This window comes from Streptomyces sp. NPDC002853 (assembly GCF_053591915.1).
Map to the genome: position 1 here is coordinate 26,607 of NZ_JBSFUS010000021.1, position 15,195 is coordinate 41,801.

General features: G+C 70.7%; 10 protein-coding genes. 7 read left to right on the forward strand and 3 right to left on the reverse strand.

The window, feature by feature from the left end; genetic code table 11:
- Positions 1–345, reverse strand: a complete 345-nt coding sequence (locus ACWD02_RS40135; protein WP_451221048.1) for a WhiB family transcriptional regulator — start codon at positions 343–345, stop codon at positions 1–3.
- Positions 346–734: 389 nt separating this feature from the next.
- Here ACWD02_RS40135 and ACWD02_RS40140 point away from each other — a divergent pair, with 389 nt between their 5' ends.
- The 4 genes from ACWD02_RS40140 to ACWD02_RS40155 all read left to right on the forward strand — a co-directional run bounded on the left by ACWD02_RS40140 (position 735) and on the right by ACWD02_RS40155 (position 5,151).
- Positions 735–1,346 carry a response regulator transcription factor gene (locus ACWD02_RS40140; RefSeq protein ID WP_003948568.1) on the forward strand — a complete coding sequence of 204 codons (612 nt, stop codon included), beginning with the start codon at positions 735–737 and terminating at the stop codon, positions 1,344–1,346.
- 266 nt (positions 1,347–1,612) lie between these two features.
- Positions 1,613–2,188: a sigma-70 family RNA polymerase sigma factor gene (locus ACWD02_RS40145; protein WP_363208749.1), complete on the forward strand. Its 576-nt coding sequence runs from the start codon at positions 1,613–1,615 to the stop codon at positions 2,186–2,188.
- 152 nt (positions 2,189–2,340) lie between these two features.
- The gene (guaB, locus tag ACWD02_RS40150) at positions 2,341–3,858 is read left to right on the forward strand and encodes an IMP dehydrogenase (RefSeq protein WP_451221051.1); all 1,518 of its coding nucleotides are present in this window, start codon (positions 2,341–2,343) and stop codon (positions 3,856–3,858) included.
- Between the two features lie 168 nt (positions 3,859–4,026).
- On the forward strand, positions 4,027–5,151 hold the full coding sequence (locus tag ACWD02_RS40155; protein WP_451221054.1) for a GuaB3 family IMP dehydrogenase-related protein: 1,125 nt from the start codon (positions 4,027–4,029) through the stop codon (positions 5,149–5,151).
- Between the two features lie 69 nt (positions 5,152–5,220).
- On the opposite strand, the gene ACWD02_RS40160 is transcribed toward ACWD02_RS40155, so the two are convergent.
- A complete protein-coding gene (locus tag ACWD02_RS40160) occupies positions 5,221–6,474 on the reverse strand; it encodes a nucleotide sugar dehydrogenase (RefSeq protein WP_363208752.1) in 1,254 nt (417 codons plus the stop codon).
- A gap of 228 nt (positions 6,475–6,702) precedes the next feature.
- Here ACWD02_RS40160 and ACWD02_RS40165 point away from each other — a divergent pair, with 228 nt between their 5' ends.
- Complete coding sequence (locus ACWD02_RS40165; protein WP_451221057.1) at positions 6,703–8,409, forward strand: glycerol-3-phosphate dehydrogenase/oxidase; 1,707 nt, start codon at positions 6,703–6,705, stop codon at positions 8,407–8,409.
- Here ACWD02_RS40165 and ACWD02_RS40170 read toward each other — a convergent pair.
- Positions 8,406–9,563 (reverse strand): serine hydrolase domain-containing protein, encoded by a 1,158-nt coding sequence (locus tag ACWD02_RS40170; protein ID WP_451221060.1) that lies wholly within the window; start codon positions 9,561–9,563, stop codon positions 8,406–8,408. The two genes, ACWD02_RS40165 and ACWD02_RS40170, sit on opposite strands and share 4 nt — an antisense overlap.
- A 135-nt stretch (positions 9,564–9,698) precedes the next feature.
- On the opposite strand from ACWD02_RS40170, the gene ACWD02_RS40175 reads away from it, so the two are divergent.
- Both ACWD02_RS40175 and ACWD02_RS40180 read left to right on the forward strand, forming a co-directional pair.
- Complete coding sequence (locus tag ACWD02_RS40175; RefSeq protein WP_451221063.1) at positions 9,699–12,023, forward strand: serine/threonine-protein kinase; 2,325 nt, start codon at positions 9,699–9,701, stop codon at positions 12,021–12,023.
- Between the two features lie 149 nt (positions 12,024–12,172).
- On the forward strand, positions 12,173–15,001 hold the full coding sequence (locus ACWD02_RS40180) for a protein kinase (RefSeq protein WP_451221066.1): 2,829 nt from the start codon (positions 12,173–12,175) through the stop codon (positions 14,999–15,001).
- Positions 15,002–15,195 lie beyond the last annotated feature (194 nt).

Sequence of the window (15,195 nt, forward strand, 5' to 3'; positions counted from 1 at the left end):
TCAGGTGTGCGTGACCATGCCGCCGTGGGAGGCCGACGCCGCGGGGGCGGAAGTGGTGACCAGGCGGTTGCGCGCGCGGCCCATGAGCTCTTCGCGCTCGTCCTCGGTGAGCCCGCCCCACACGCCGTACGGCTCCCGTACCGCGAGGGCGTGAGCAGCGCACTCCGCGCGTACCGGGCACCTCATGCAGACCTCCTTGGCGGAGTTCTCACGCGCGCTGCGTGCCGCGCCCCGCTCGCCCTCGGGGTGGAAGAAGAGCGAGCTGTCGACCCCGCGGCAGGCCGCGAGGAGCTGCCAGTCCCAGAGATCAGCGTTCGGTCCGGGAAGGCGGGAGAAATCTGCCATTGCTTGTCTCCTGGTAGCCGTTCTGCGCGGATACGGTGCCCACGACCGTACATCTACTGTCTAAGGAGATGAAAATATGACTCATTGGAAAATCTAGCCACAGACACCAGCAAAAGGGAAGGAAGAGGGCTAAATGGGGCATAGGTTGTGATGAAAGGTTGAGGGTCTCTTGCGCTGTCTGCTCTGTGTCCGCGCCCTCACGTAGAGTGCCGAACGTGGCCGACCGCCCCGTAACTCTTTCGGGTGACCGTCGTTGAGAGTGCGAGGCGGTTGAAAGAACAAGCGCTCGGGCAGATGTCCGAGAGCGTCAACCGCACAGGTGACGAATATGTACCAGCCTGGAGGCTCAAGGTGACGCGCAGCAGCTGTGAGAGCCGCGGAGGACAGTCATGACATCCGTCCTCGTCTGCGACGACTCCCCGCTTGCCCGAGAGGCGCTCCGCCGCGCGGTTGCGACCGTGCCCGGCGTCGAGCGTGTGACGACGGCGGCCAACGGCGAGGAAGTCCTCCGCCGCTGGGGCGCCGACCGCTCGGACCTGATTCTGATGGACGTACGCATGCCCGGTCTGGGCGGTGTGGAGACGGTCCGGCGGCTGCTGTCCGCCGACCCCGGTGCGCGCATCATCATGCTCACCGTGGCCGAGGACCTCGACGGCGTCGCACTCGCGGTCGCCGCCGGTGCCCGCGGCTATCTGCACAAGGACGCCTCGCGCGCCGAGCTGCGCGCGACCGTCACCCAGGCGCTCGCCGACCCGACGTGGCGACTGGCTCCGCGCAGACTGCGTTCGGCCGAGATGGGCGCCGCGCCCACCCTCACCGCGCGGGAGATCCAGGTGCTCGAGGGCATGAGCCACGGCCGGTCCAACGCCGAGATCGGACGTGAGCTTTTTCTCTCCGAGGACACGGTCAAGACCCACGCCAGGCGGTTGTTCAAGAAGCTCGGCGCCTCGGACCGCGCGCACGCCGTGGCGCTCGGTTTCCGCTGGGGCCTGGTCCGATAGGTGTGCCGCCGTGCGGGCACGGCGATCCCCGCCCGCCGTGTGGTGGGCGGGGTGACGGACGCCCGTCGCTCCCCCTCGCGGGAGCGGTTGCCGTTGCTTCGCCGCCGATGCCGCATCCTTGAGGGGTGGAGTTCCTCGGGGACAGGTCGGTCGAGCGGGAGGGGAGGGCGCACGAGATGAGTTCCGGCGCACCTGCTCATAACGCTTCGGTGCACAACTACGGACGTGGTGCCACGGATCAATCGGCGCCAAGGCACCATGGACCGATGCGCGATGACAAGACGACGGTGATCGGTGCCCTCGTCCTTCGCGCGGTCGAGGGTGACGAGCAGGCGACGCACGATCTGCTGGCGCATGTACACCCCCTGGCCCTGCGGTACTGCCGCACCAGACTCTCCCGACTGCCCGGCGACGCGCGGCACTTCGTGGAGGACCTGGCGCAGGAAGTGTGCGTCGCGGTCCTGCTCGCGCTGCCGCGGTACAAGGACACGGGGCGCCCCTTCGAGGCCTTCGTCTTCGCGATCGCCGCGCACAAGGTCGCCGACCTCCAGCGCGCCGCGATGCGCCATCCCGGATCCACCGCGGTGCCGTCGGACGAGATGCCCGAGCGGCCCGACGACTCCCTCGGCCCCGAGGAGCGGGCGCTGCTCAGCAGCGATGCCGCATGGGCCAAGAAGCTCATGGCGAACCTTCCGGAGAACCAGCGCGAGCTGCTGCTCCTGAGGATCGCGGTCGGGCTCACGGCCGAGGAGACCGGGCAGATGCTCGGCATGTCACCGGGTGCTGTGCGGGTCGCGCAGCATCGCGCGTTGAGCCGGTTGCGGGCACTGGCCGAGCAGTGACGATCGCCGGTCGCCCGGCGAGCGTCTTCGGCGACCGTTCGTGACGTATGAACGTACAAACCTGATCGATGATCTTGATCGTGGAATGAGACACCCTTCGTTCCCGTTAGCATGGACATCCGCACCGATCAAGGCCATTTGGGGAAGGTGTCATGACTGCAAACGGCGGTTCTTCGACTGGGGTGCCCGAGAAATTCGCGACGCTCGGGCTGACCTACGACGACGTGCTGCTGCTGCCCGGCGCGTCGGACATGGCGCCGGACCAGATCGACACTTCCTCGCTCATCTCGAAGAACGTGCGCGTGAACGTCCCGCTGCTGTCCGCGGCGATGGACAAGGTCACCGAGTCCCGCATGGCGATCGCCATGGCGCGGCAGGGTGGCGTGGGTGTGCTGCACCGCAACCTCTCCATCGCGGACCAGGCCAACCAGGTCGACCTCGTGAAGCGCTCCGAGTCCGGCATGGTCACCGACCCGATCACGGTGCACCCGGACGCGACGCTCGCCGAGGCCGACGCGATCTGCGCCAAGTTCCGCATCAGCGGCGTCCCGGTGACCGACCCGGCGGGCAAGCTGCTCGGCATCGTCACCAACCGCGACATGGCCTTCGAGTCGGACCGCACGCGCCAGGTGCGCGAGGTCATGACGCCGATGCCGCTGGTCACCGGCAAGGTCGGCATCTCCGGCGTCGACGCCATGGAGCTGCTGCGCCGCCACAAGATCGAGAAGCTTCCGCTCGTCGACGACAGCGGCATCCTCAAGGGCCTCATCACGGTCAAGGACTTCGTGAAGGCCGAGAAGTACCCCGGCGCCGCCAAGGACAGCGAGGGCCGCCTCCTGGTGGGCGCCGCCGTCGGTGTCGCGGGCGACGCCTTCGAGCGTGCCCAGGCCCTGATCGAGGCGGGCGTCGACTTCATCGTCGTCGACACCGCGCACGGCCACTCCCGCCTGGTCGGCGACATGGTCGCCAAGATCAAGTCGAACGCCTCGGGCGTGGACGTCATCGGCGGCAACATCGCCACGCGTGACGGCGCCAAGTCCCTCATCGACGCCGGTGTCGACGGCATCAAGGTCGGCGTCGGTCCGGGCTCCATCTGTACGACGCGCGTCGTCGCCGGTATCGGCGTACCCCAGGTAACGGCGATCTACGAAGCGTCGCTCGCCGCCAAGGAGGCCGGCGTCCCGGTCATCGGCGACGGCGGCCTGCAGTACTCCGGCGACATCGCCAAGGCGCTCGTCGCCGGCGCGGACACGGTCATGCTGGGCTCGCTGCTCGCCGGCTGCGAGGAGTCCCCGGGTGAGCTGATGTTCATCAACGGCAAGCAGTTCAAGTCGTACCGCGGCATGGGTTCGCTGGGCGCCATGCAGACCCGCGGCGACCGCAAGTCCTTCTCCAAGGACCGCTACTTCCAGGAGGGCGTCGCCTCCGACGAGAAGCTGGTGCCCGAGGGCATCGAGGGCCAGGTGCCCTACCGCGGCCCGCTCTCCTCGGTCGTGCACCAGCTGGTCGGCGGCCTGCGCCAGTCGATGTTCTACGTCGGCGGCCAGACCGTGCCGGAGCTCCAGCGGAACGGCCGTTTCGTACGGATCACCTCGGCGGGCCTCAAGGAGAGCCACCCGCACGACATCCAGATGACGGTCGAAGCGCCGAACTACACGAACAAGCGCTGACGGTCACCCAGGCCGAGAGGCGCTGACAGCGTTCCACGCGCGCGTGGAGGGCGGTCCGGATTCCCCGGGCCGCCCCCTTTGTGCGCGTCGGGGATACTGGAGCGGCAGACCGAGTGCCGAAGTGCCGAAGAAGTGCGAAGTACCGAAGAAAGCTGAAGGGCCACCCACGTGACTGAGATCGAGATCGGGCGCGGCAAGCGCGGCCGCCGGGCGTACGCCTTCGACGACATCGCCGTCGTGCCGAGCCGTCGTACCCGCGACCCGAAGGAGGTCTCGATCGCCTGGCAGATCGACGCCTACCGCTTCGAGCTGCCCTTCCTGGCGGCGCCGATGGACTCGGTCGTCTCCCCGCAGACCGCGATCCGCATCGGTGAGCTGGGCGGCCTCGGCGTCCTGAACCTCGAGGGCCTGTGGACGCGGTACGAGGACCCGCAGCCGCTGCTCGACGAGATCGCGGAGCTGGACACCGACAACGCGACCCGTCGCCTCCAGGAGATCTACTCCGCGCCGATCCAGGCCGACCTGATCAAGCAGCGCATCAAGGAGGTGCGCGACTCGGGCGTGGTCACCGCCGCCGCGCTCTCCCCGCAGCGCACCGCCGAGTTCTCCAAGGCCGTCGTGGACGCCGGTGTCGACATCTTCGTCATCCGCGGGACGACCGTCTCCGCCGAGCACGTCTCCGGCGCGGCCGAGCCGCTCAACCTCAAGCAGTTCATCTACGAGCTCGACGTGCCGGTGATCGTCGGCGGCTGCGCCACGTACACCGCCGCGCTGCACCTGATGCGCACCGGCGCGGCCGGTGTCCTCGTCGGCTTCGGCGGTGGCGCCGCGCACACCACGCGCAACGTCCTGGGCATCCAGGTGCCGATGGCCACCGCCGTCGCGGACGTCGCGGCCGCCCGCCGCGACTACATGGACGAGTCCGGCGGCCGGTACGTGCACGTCATCGCCGACGGCGGCGTGGGCTGGTCCGGCGACCTGCCCAAGGCCATCGCCTGCGGCGCCGACTCGGTGATGATCGGCTCCCCGCTGGCGCGCGCCACGGACGCGCCCGGCAAGGGCCACCACTGGGGCATGGAGGCCGTCCACGAGGACGTGCCGCGCGGCAAGCGCGTCGACCTCGGTGTGGTCGGCACGACGGAGGAGATCCTCAGCGGTCCCTCGCACATCCCGGACGGCTCGATGAACTTCTTCGGGGCGCTGCGCCGCGCGATGGCGACGACGGGCTACAGCGAGCTCAAGGAGTTCCAGCGCGTCGAGGTGACGGTCGCGGACGCGCAGCACAAGCGCTGATCGACTGCTTTCGTTTACTGCTTCTCAAGAAGGGCCCCGGTATGCGTACCGGGGCCCTTCTTGTGTGCGTCAGAGGCGGTGGGCCGCGCCCGCCGGGGTCGCGCCGCGGGTGTCGAGCAGCAGCTGGGCCTTCACGGCCAGACCTTGCAGGTCGTACGTGCGGTGGTGCTGGAGCAGGATCGTCAGGTCGGCGTCGGCCGCCGCCTCGTAGAGGGAGTCCGCGCGGGGGACGGGGTGGCCGAGGACGCTCCAGCTGGGCACGTAGGGGTCGTGGTAGCTGACGGCGGCGCCCATCTCCATCAGGCGGGTCGCGACCTCCTGGGCGGGGGAGCCCTGCTGGTCGGCGAGGTCGGGCTTGTAGGTGACGCCGAGGAGCAGGACGCGGGCGCCGCGGGCGGACTTGCCGTGTTCGTTGAGCAGGGTCGCCGAGCGCTGGATCACGTACCGGGGCATGCGGTCGTTGACCTGCTGGGCCAGTTCGACCATGCGCAAGGGGTGCGCGCCGCGGCCGGGGCCGGGGATGTCCAGGGGGACGCCGTGGCCGCCGACGCCGGGTCCCGGGCGGAAGGCCTGGAAGCCGAAGGGCTTGGTCTCGGCGCAACGGATGACGTCCCACAGGTCGATGCTCAGGTCGTGGCAGAGCACGGCCATCTCATTGACCAGGGCCATGTTCACGTGCCGATAGTTGGTCTCCAGGAGGTGCACTGTCTCGGCCTCGCGTGGGCCACGCGCGCGGACGACCTTGTCGGTGAGGCGGCCGTAGAAGGCGGCGGCCGATTCGGTGCAGGCCGGGGTGAGGCCGCCGATGACCTTGGGGGTGCCGGCGTAGCCGTGGGTGCGGTTGCCCGGGTCGAGGCGGCCGGGTGAGTGCGCGAGGTGGAAGTCGCGGCCCGCGCGCAGGCCTGAGCCCTCTTCGAGGATGGGGCGCAGGAATTCCTCCGTGGTTCCGGGGTAAGCGGGTGACTCGAGGATCACCGTGGTGTGCGGGCGCAGCCGCGCGGCGAGGGCCCGGGCGGCTTCGGCCACCTGGCTCAGGTCGAGGCTGCGGTCGGCCGCCGGAGGGGTGGGAGCGCAGATGACCGCGGTGCGCACTCGGCCGAGCTCGACCGGATCGGTGGTGGGCCTGAAGCCCCCGGAGAGCATCCGGCGGACATCGGCGGCCGTAAGGGTTCCCTCGGCGCCGTCGCAGGGCAGGCGGCCGCTCGCCAGGTCGACGGCGCGGGCGGGGTCGTAGCCGATGGTGGCGATGCCGCCGGAGACGGCGGCCTGGGCGAGGGGCAGGCCGAGGTGGCCGAGACCGATGACGGCGAGATCTGCGGGCATGGCGGTGGGCCGTCCTCCCAATAGCCGGAGCGGGACGAGCGCGCAAGTCCTGTGGACAAGGTGGACCAGCGCAATGTCAGACTAGGAGTAAATATGACCGATATGCGGCATTGCGCTGCGCCGGGCGTCGGAGTGTTGTCCACAGGCGGCGGCTGAACTCAGCGGACCCGGCCAGAATCTGGGCATGATGTGAGCGCGACCACACCCGACAGCACACGGGAGGCAGCGGTGAGGACAGCGACCTTGGGACCGGCGGAGCGTGCCGAGTCACTTGCGGAAATGGCCGAGCGGGAGCTGGATGTCCTGGTCGTGGGCGCGGGAGTGGTCGGTGCGGGCACCGCACTCGACGCCGTGACCCGCGGCTTGTCCACCGGCCTCGTCGAGGCGCGGGACTGGGCGTCGGGCACGTCGAGCCGGTCGAGCAAGCTGATCCACGGCGGCCTGCGCTATCTGGAGATGCTCGACTTCGCGCTGGTGCGTGAGGCGCTGAAGGAGCGCGGCCTGCTCCTCGAGCGGCTCGCCCCCCACCTCGTGAAGCCGGTGCCGTTCCTGTATCCCTTGCAGCACAAGGGCTGGGAGCGCATCTACGCCGGATCGGGCGTCGCGTTGTACGACGCCATGTCGATGTCCCGAGGACACGGCCGGGGCCTGCCCATGCACCGCCACCTGACCCGGCGTCACGCCCTGCGCGTCGCCCCGTGCCTGAAGAAGGACGCACTGACGGGGGCCATGCAGTACTACGACGCGCAGATGGACGACGCGCGCTATGTGGCGACCCTCGTGCGCACGGCCGCGGCGTACGGCGCCAAGGTCGCCAACCGCGCGCGGGTCACGGGTTTCCTGCGCGAGGGCGAGCGCGTCGTCGGGGCCAAGGTCCAGGACGTCGAGGGCGGCGGGGAGTACGAGGTCCGGGCCAAGCAGGTGGTGAACGCCACCGGGGTGTGGACGGACGACACGCAGGCGATGGTCGGGGAGCGGGGACAGTTCCACGTTCGGGCGTCCAAGGGCATCCATCTGGTCGTACCCAAGGACCGGATCAACTCGACGACCGGGCTGATCCTGCGGACGGAGAAGAGCGTCCTCTTCGTCATCCCGTGGGGGCGGCACTGGATCGTCGGCACGACCGACACCGACTGGGATCTCGACAAGGCGCATCCCGCGGCGTCCAGCGCCGACATCGACTACCTGCTGGAGCACGTGAACTCGGTGCTCGGGGTGCCCCTTTCACGGGACGACGTCCAAGGGGTGTACGCAGGGCTGCGGCCGCTGCTCGCCGGTGAGTCGGACGCCACGAGCAAGCTGTCGCGCGAGCACACGGTGGCGCATCCGGCACCGGGTCTCGTGGTCATCGCGGGCGGCAAGTACACGACGTACCGCGTCATGGCGAAGGACGCCGTGGACGAGGCGGTGCACGGCCTCGACCAGCGGGTCGCCGACTGCGTCACCGAGGACATTCCGCTGGTCGGCGCCGAGGGGTACAAGGCGCTGTGGAACGCGCGCGCCAGGATCGCGGCCCGCACCGGGCTTCATGTGGTCCGGGTCGAGCATCTGTTGAACCGGTACGGCTCACTGGCCGAAGAGGTCCTCGCCCTCGTCACCGCCGACCCCACCCTGGGCGAACCGTTGCCCGCCGCGGACGACTATCTGCGCGCCGAGATCGTCTATGCCGCGTCACACGAGGGGGCCCGGCACCTGGATGACGTGCTGACCCGGCGCACGCGCATCTCGATCGAGACGTTCGACCGGGGCACGCGCAGCGCGCGGGCGTGCGCCGAGCTGATGGCGCCGGTCCTCGGCTGGGACAAGGACCAGGTGGAGAGAGAGGTCCAGCACTACGAGAAGCGAGTGGAGGCCGAGCGGGAGTCGCAGCGGCAGCCGGACGACCTGACGGCGGACGCGGCGAGGCTGGGGGCGCCGGACATCGTTCCCCTCTAGGGGGCAGCCGTGGCGACGCTCCGGCGCGGGCAGAACTGTGCCGCCAGGAGTGTCCGTTCGAGAGCCGGGTCGGCCAGCCGGTCCGTGTTGACCCGGAAGGTGAGGACGCGGCCGCCGTCGCGGGTGGCGGCGGTGCGTACGTAGCTTCCGCTGATGCGGCCGTTGTGGCCCCAGACCGTCGTGCCGCAGGGCAGCTTCTGCGGGAAGAGGCCCATGCCGTAGTGGCCTTGTGCGGTATGGGTGTTGAGCATCTGGCGGAGCTGGGGCACGGGGAGCAGCCGGCCGGTGAGCAGGGCGGCGTAGAAGCGGTCCAGGTCGGCGAGCGTGGAGATCAGCTCCCCGGCGGCGCCCGCGACGCGCGGGTTGAGGGCGGTGACGTCCCGGCCTCCGCTCGTGTACGCGCGGCCGTGTGGCGACGGGAGCGTGGTGCGGGTGCCGGGGAAGGAAGTGCCGGACAGGCGAAGGGGGGTGATGATCCGGCGCGCGGTCTCCGAGGCGTACGAACGGCCGGTGACCTGCTTGATCACCATACCCAGGACGACGTAGTTGGTGTTGGAGTACGACCAGCGGCCGGGGGTGGTCGCGGGGAGGGCGAGGGCGGTGCGGACCGCTTGCGCCGGAGTGAGGGGGACGAGGCCTTTGGCGCCGGTGGTGTGGTCCGCGAGGCCGCTGGTGTGGGTGAGCAGGGCGCGCAGAGTGGGCGTGCGCCCGTCGAGATCATTGCCGCGGACGAGACCGGGCAGATGACGTTTCACGGGGTCGGACAAGGACAGGCGGTGTTCGGCGGCGAGTTGAAGGATGACCGTCGCGATGAATGTCTTGGTGATGCTGCCCGCGCGGAAGTGCTCGGCGCGGCGGATGCGAGTGGCTTCGACGTCGCTTTTGTCGTCTGCGGGCCGGTTGGCGTGGGCGAAGTGCCAGAGGGGCCGTTGGGTCGCCTGCCGGTCCGGTGGGGGATCCGGGGCTCCGGGCACGGTCGTTGACCATGGGACTTCGCGGGCCAACAGTGCCGCGGCGGGGGCCTTGCCTCGGGTGACGAGCAACGGAAGAGTGGCGTCCGTGGCCGGTTTGGCAGCCGGTGGCGCACTGGCGGAAGCCAGGCCGATGAGGGCCACCGCAAGGGGTATGGCCAGCAGTGTCCGTGTATTGGGCATGGCGGTCCCTCCTTGTGCGGAGCCCATCATGAGGGACGTCGGACCCTGGGCGTAGACCAGTCCCCGAGTAAGGGACAATGGAGGCTCTGTCAGGGCGGGTTGCGCGGGTAGCAGCGGTAGCAGCAGAGGGGACGCATGTCGGACGCGGAGAAGACGGGTCAGTCCCGTCAGGACAAGAGCGAACGTCTCCTCTCCGGGCGCTACCGGCTGGGAGAAGTGCTCGGCCGCGGCGGAATGGGAACCGTCTGGCGCGCCAAGGACGAGACACTCGGTCGTACGGTCGCGGTGAAGGAACTCCGTTTCCCGTCGAGCATCGACGAGGACGAGAAGCGCCGGCTCATCACGCGTACGTTGCGTGAGGCCAAGGCGATCGCGCGGATCCGCAACACCAGTGCGGTGACCGTGTACGACGTGGTCGACGAGGACGACCGGCCGTGGATCGTGATGGAGCTGGTCGAGGGCAAGTCCCTGGCCGAGGCCATCCGCGAGGACGGGCTGCTCACGCCGAGGCGCGCGGCCGAGGTCGGGCTCGCCGTGCTCGACGTACTGCGGTCCGCGCACCGCGAGGGCATCCTGCACCGTGACGTGAAGCCGTCGAACGTGCTGATCGCCGAGGACGGGCGGGTCGTTCTCACGGACTTCGGCATCGCGCAGGTCGAGGGCGACCCGTCGATCACGTCCACCGGCATGCTCGTCGGCGCGCCCTCGTACATCTCGCCGGAGCGGGCGCGCGGGCACAAGCCCGGCCCGGCCGCCGACCTGTGGTCGCTCGGCGGTCTGCTGTACGCGGCCGTGGAGGGCGTACCTCCGTACGACAAGGGGTCGGCGATCGCGACCCTCACCGCGGTCATGACCGAGGACGTCGAACAGCCGACGAACGCCGGGCCGTTGGAGAAGGTCATCTACGGCCTGCTCGCCAAGGACCCCGAGCAGCGGCTCGACGACGCGGGTGCGCGGGCGCTCCTGCTCGACGTGATTCACGCGCCGGAGGTCAAGGACGAGCCGGAGCCGGTGGACGCGACGAAGGTCGTGCCGTTGCCTCCGGTGCCGCCGGCGTCCGGGATGGCGAAGCGGTTCGGCAAGGGCAAGGGAATCTCCGGTCGATCGGCTGCGGCCGGTGGCGGAGCTGCCGGTGCCGGGGCTGTGGGTGCTGCTGGGGCTGCCGGGGCTTCTGGTTCGGCGGGTACGGCTGAGACTTCCGGGGGTTCCGGTGCCGGCGGGGCCGCCGGGTCCTCCGGGGACTCCGGTCGGAAGGGCGAGGAGGCCGCCGCGCGGCTGAAGGGCGCGCTCCGGTCGGCGCGGAAGGCCGCGGCTGCGGCTACCGCGCGGGGTGCGGGGGCGGGTGCCGCGGGGACCGGGGCAGCTGCTTCCGGTTCTACCTCTTCGGCTTCGCCTGCTGACTCCGGTTCCGGTTCCGGTTCGGGTTCCGGATCTGCTTCCGGTTCCGGTTCTGGCTCAGGTACTGGCTCTGGTGCCCGCTCCGGCTCAGGAGCCCGTTCCGGCTCGGCTTCTGGGGCGGTCGGGAGCAAGCCTTCGCGTTCCGGGGCGGCTGGTCCTGGAGCAGGCTCCGGGGCTGCAGGCGCCGGTGCCTCGGGCGCTCGCGCCAACTCCTCGACCACCTCACCCTATTCCGCTTCCTCTTCCGCTCCGGCGACGCCGCGTTCGACGCCTCCCAAGGCCTCGCTCACCGACGTGGTGCCCCGGCGCACCCTCGTGATCTTCTCCTTGGCCCTCGCCCTCGCGGTAATCGGAACGGTGCTCGCGTTCGCGCTGGGCGACGGGGACGACGGCGGTGCGCGGGACAGCAAGAACGGCGGCGACAAGGCCGCGTCCAGCGGGGCGACCGCGGGCAGCGGCGAGAAGGAGCAGGACGACAAGGGCGCCGGGCAGGACGACGGCGCCGACGAGGGCAAGGGCAAGGGCGACGAGGAAACCGACGCCGGGGCGAGCCCTGGTGAGGGCGAGAGCCAGGATCCGGGCGGGAGCGGCGGCGACGGCGACGACGGCTCCGGCAAGGAGCCGGGGGACGCGGCCGAGTCGACGTACAAGCACTCCCAGGGATTCTCGGTGGGGCTGCCCAAGGGCTGGAAGTACCAGTCCACGAGTGCCGCGGGCGCCCGCTTCACCGGGCCGGACGGGCAGAAGCTGCTGATCGGCTGGACCCCGACCCCCAAGTCGGACCCCGTGGCCGACTGGAAGAAGCAGGAGTCGTACATGGTCCGCTCGCAGTACAAGCGGATCCGGATAGAGAAGGCCGACTACCGCGGCTGGAACACGGCCGACTGGGAGTTCACGTACGTCGACGGCGGCACGAAGTACCGCTCGATAGACCGGGGCACCGTCGTCAACGACCACCAGGGCTACGGAATCATGTACACGGCCAAGGCAGCCAAGTGGGACAGCGGCGAGCGCAAGGACACGTGGCGGACCTTCACGAAGACGTTCGAGCCGAAGAAGTAGCCGGACTCCGCGGAACGTGCCGGTGAGATCTCGCATCCCCTCGATGGGGTTTGCCTCCGGCACGTATCGTGAGTGCTTGCGGACGGTACGCAGCCGCAACAGGGCGCAAGGCGAACGGAATTGACCACCGGGCGGACGGGGGAGGCGTCGTGGACGAATACGCGGGGCGGGTACTCGCCGACCGCTATCGCCTCCCCCTGCCTCCCGCGGATGAGTACGAACTCGCCGAGACGCGGGCCTTTGACACCTACAGCGGGCAGGAAGTCCTGGTCAGGCAGGTCCCGTTGCCCGAGGTCGTCGACGCGGAAGTACTCGAACTCGACGAGCGCAACCTCCCGGAAGGGGAGCTTCCGGCCGGCTTCGTGAGCGCGGGGGCGGTACGGCGGCCGTCGGCGCGTACGACGCGTCGGCCCTCGGATCCGGCGGTGCGCCGCGCGATAGAGGCGGCACAGGCCGCCGCGCAGATCCCCGACCACCCACGGCTCGACCAGGTCTTCGACGTGTTCGCCGAGGGCGGCTCGCTGTGGATAGTCAGCGAGTTGGTGGCGGCGAGGCCGCTGGCCGCGCTGCTCGCGGACCGGCCGCTGAGTCCGTACCGAGCGGCGGAGGTCGCGTCGGACGTGGTGACGGCGCTGCGCGTGCTGCACGCGCACGGCTGGGTCCACCGGAACATCACCGCGCGCACGGTCCTGCTCTGCGACGACGGCCGGGTGGTCCTCACGGGCCTCGCGGCGGGCGCGGCGGAAGAGGCGCTGTGCGGGTACGACCCTCGGCCCGAGGAGTTCCTCGCGGGGTTCGAGGGCGGGGAGGCGGGTGCCGGGGCCGAGGCTGGTGGGGCGCCCGAGCCCGTTGAGCGCGATGACGCCGAAGACACCGAAGACGCCTACGAGGCGCACGAATCCGACGACTCCGGCCCCTCGCGAGGGCAGCCCGCGATCGAGGCGACCCCGACCCCGGCCCCGGCCCCCGCCCCGGAGCCCGGAGGTGGCGCGCGGTCGGCACGGACCAGCGCCATAGCCGCGTATCGCGCCGGGGCGCGTGCCGCGGCGCGGGTGAGCGAGGACGAGGGGCGCCGGGGCTCGGACTTGCCGGGGCCGAGGAGCGGCGAGGGACCGCACGGCCGGGGTGAGGCCGAGCCCGAGGCCGCCGGTCGGATCCTGGACCCGTACGGCGTCGCGGGTACGAAGCCGTGGCACGGAGCGGTGCCGAGGGGCGGAGGCCCGGGGGTCACGAGTCCCGCCGCGGGCACGGGCGCGGGCATCGAGCGTGCTGGAGGGCCCGCTGGAGGGCCTGCCGGAGGGGCTGGTGGAGGCCCTACCGGAGGGCCTGCCAGGGGTTACGCCCCCGAGGAGCCGAGCAGGGGCGGGGTACCGGAGCAGAGCGGTGCGCGGTCCGACGAGAGCGGGCGCGGCCGTGGTGGGCCCGGCGGCAGGATGGGGGCCACCACCGGCCACGCCGCACCGGCCCCCGGCCAAGCCCCCGCGCCCGTTCCCGCCCCCACGACCCCCGCCACCTCCGCATCGTCCGGCCACAGCTACTGGGACGCCCTCGTCGCCGAGCGGAGCGGGGCCCGGCGTGGGCCCGCCACCGCCCTTGCCGCGGAGCGGGCCCGGCACGCGCGGATGACCGTGGTCGGAGGCGTGACCGAGCGCTGGGCGCCCGAGCAGGCGGGCCCCGTGCACGAGAACTGGCAGCTCGCCCCGCCCATCGGGCCCGCCACCGACCTCTGGGCCCTGGGCGCACTGCTGTTCCGGGCCGTGCAGGGCCACGCGCCCTACCCGGAGGAAAGCACCTTCGAACTCGTCCAGTTGGTGTGCGCGGAGCCGCCCGCCTTCGCGGAGGAGTGCGGTGCGCTGCGGCCCGTCGTCGAGTCCTTGCTGCGTCAGGACCCCACCGAGCGCCTCGACATCGAGGAACTGAGCGGCTGGCTGCGGTCCCTGGTGCGCTCGGCGCCCGAGCCGGAAGCCGGTGTGAACGTCGTGCCCGCGCCGCCGTTCGACGCCCGGCGGCTTCCTGTCGTACGCCGTCGCGGTGATCTCGTACGCCGCAAGAAGCGGCGCGCCCCCGCACCCGCCGCGACCCCGAACTCCCGGCAGAACGGGCGCCGCAAGCACAAACACAAGCGAGGGCGTGCAGCCGGGCCGCCGCCGGCAGTCGCCGAGGCCATGACACGGCGGACGGCCGCCACGCCCATGCCGGAGCGGACAGCCCCGGCGCCCAGGCCCGGGCCCAGGCGGAACGGATCAGGGCGGCCACGTTCCCTCGGGCGCCTCTTGCTCCTGCTCATCCTGGTCGGCCTCGCCGCGGCGATCGCGTACGCCATGGTCTTCATGCCCAAGTCGAAGGAGGACGAGGGCAGCGAGCGCGCGGGCTCCGCCGGAGACCCCGGCACCAGCCAGGCGCCCGACCCCGGCAGCAGTGCGAGCACGCGGCCCAGCGAGGACGGCAAGTCCGATGAGCCGAGCGGAAAGCCGGACAAGAGCCCCAGCTCGCAGAAGCCGCAGACCAGCGGGCCCGAGGTGCCGCAGGGCTTCACGCTGCGCAAGGACGCCGAGGGCTTCCGGATAGCCGTCGCCAGCGGCTGGGACCGGCAGCCCAAGAACGGGCGGGGGCAGGTCGTCTACACGAAGGGCGACTTCGAACTGATCGTCGTGCCGGGACGGGACGGCACGGACGAGTACGGCAGCGACCCCATGAAGTACCAGCGCGAGCACGAGCGCGAGCTGCAGCCCTTCCGTGACTCGACCTGGGCGGAGTCCTCCGGGATGCGCCGGATCGACGTGGGCGGACGCGTCATGGGGGAGGGGCAGTTCACCTGGCAGGGTCCGGGCGGCGGCGAGGTCTTCGTACGCAATCTCGCGATGATTGTCGGCGGGAAGTACCACGTCGTGCAGATCCGCGGGCCCGAGTCCGAGCGTGACGAGGTGGACCGGCTCTACGAGCAGGCCTCGACGACCTATCAGGTCACCGGCTCCTGATCGGCCATCAGCCTCTGTTCTTCAGTCATCTCTTCAGGTGTCTCCTCAGTCATCATGTTTCACTTCATGCACGGTGTTTGACTGTTCCTGACCGCTTTTCGCGGTGTTGATCGGCCGCGGAAACGGCCCGGTGGTGTTGCGTCGCGCGTCACAGTGAGGTCTCCGAGCACCCCCGGAGGTTCCACGTACGCCGA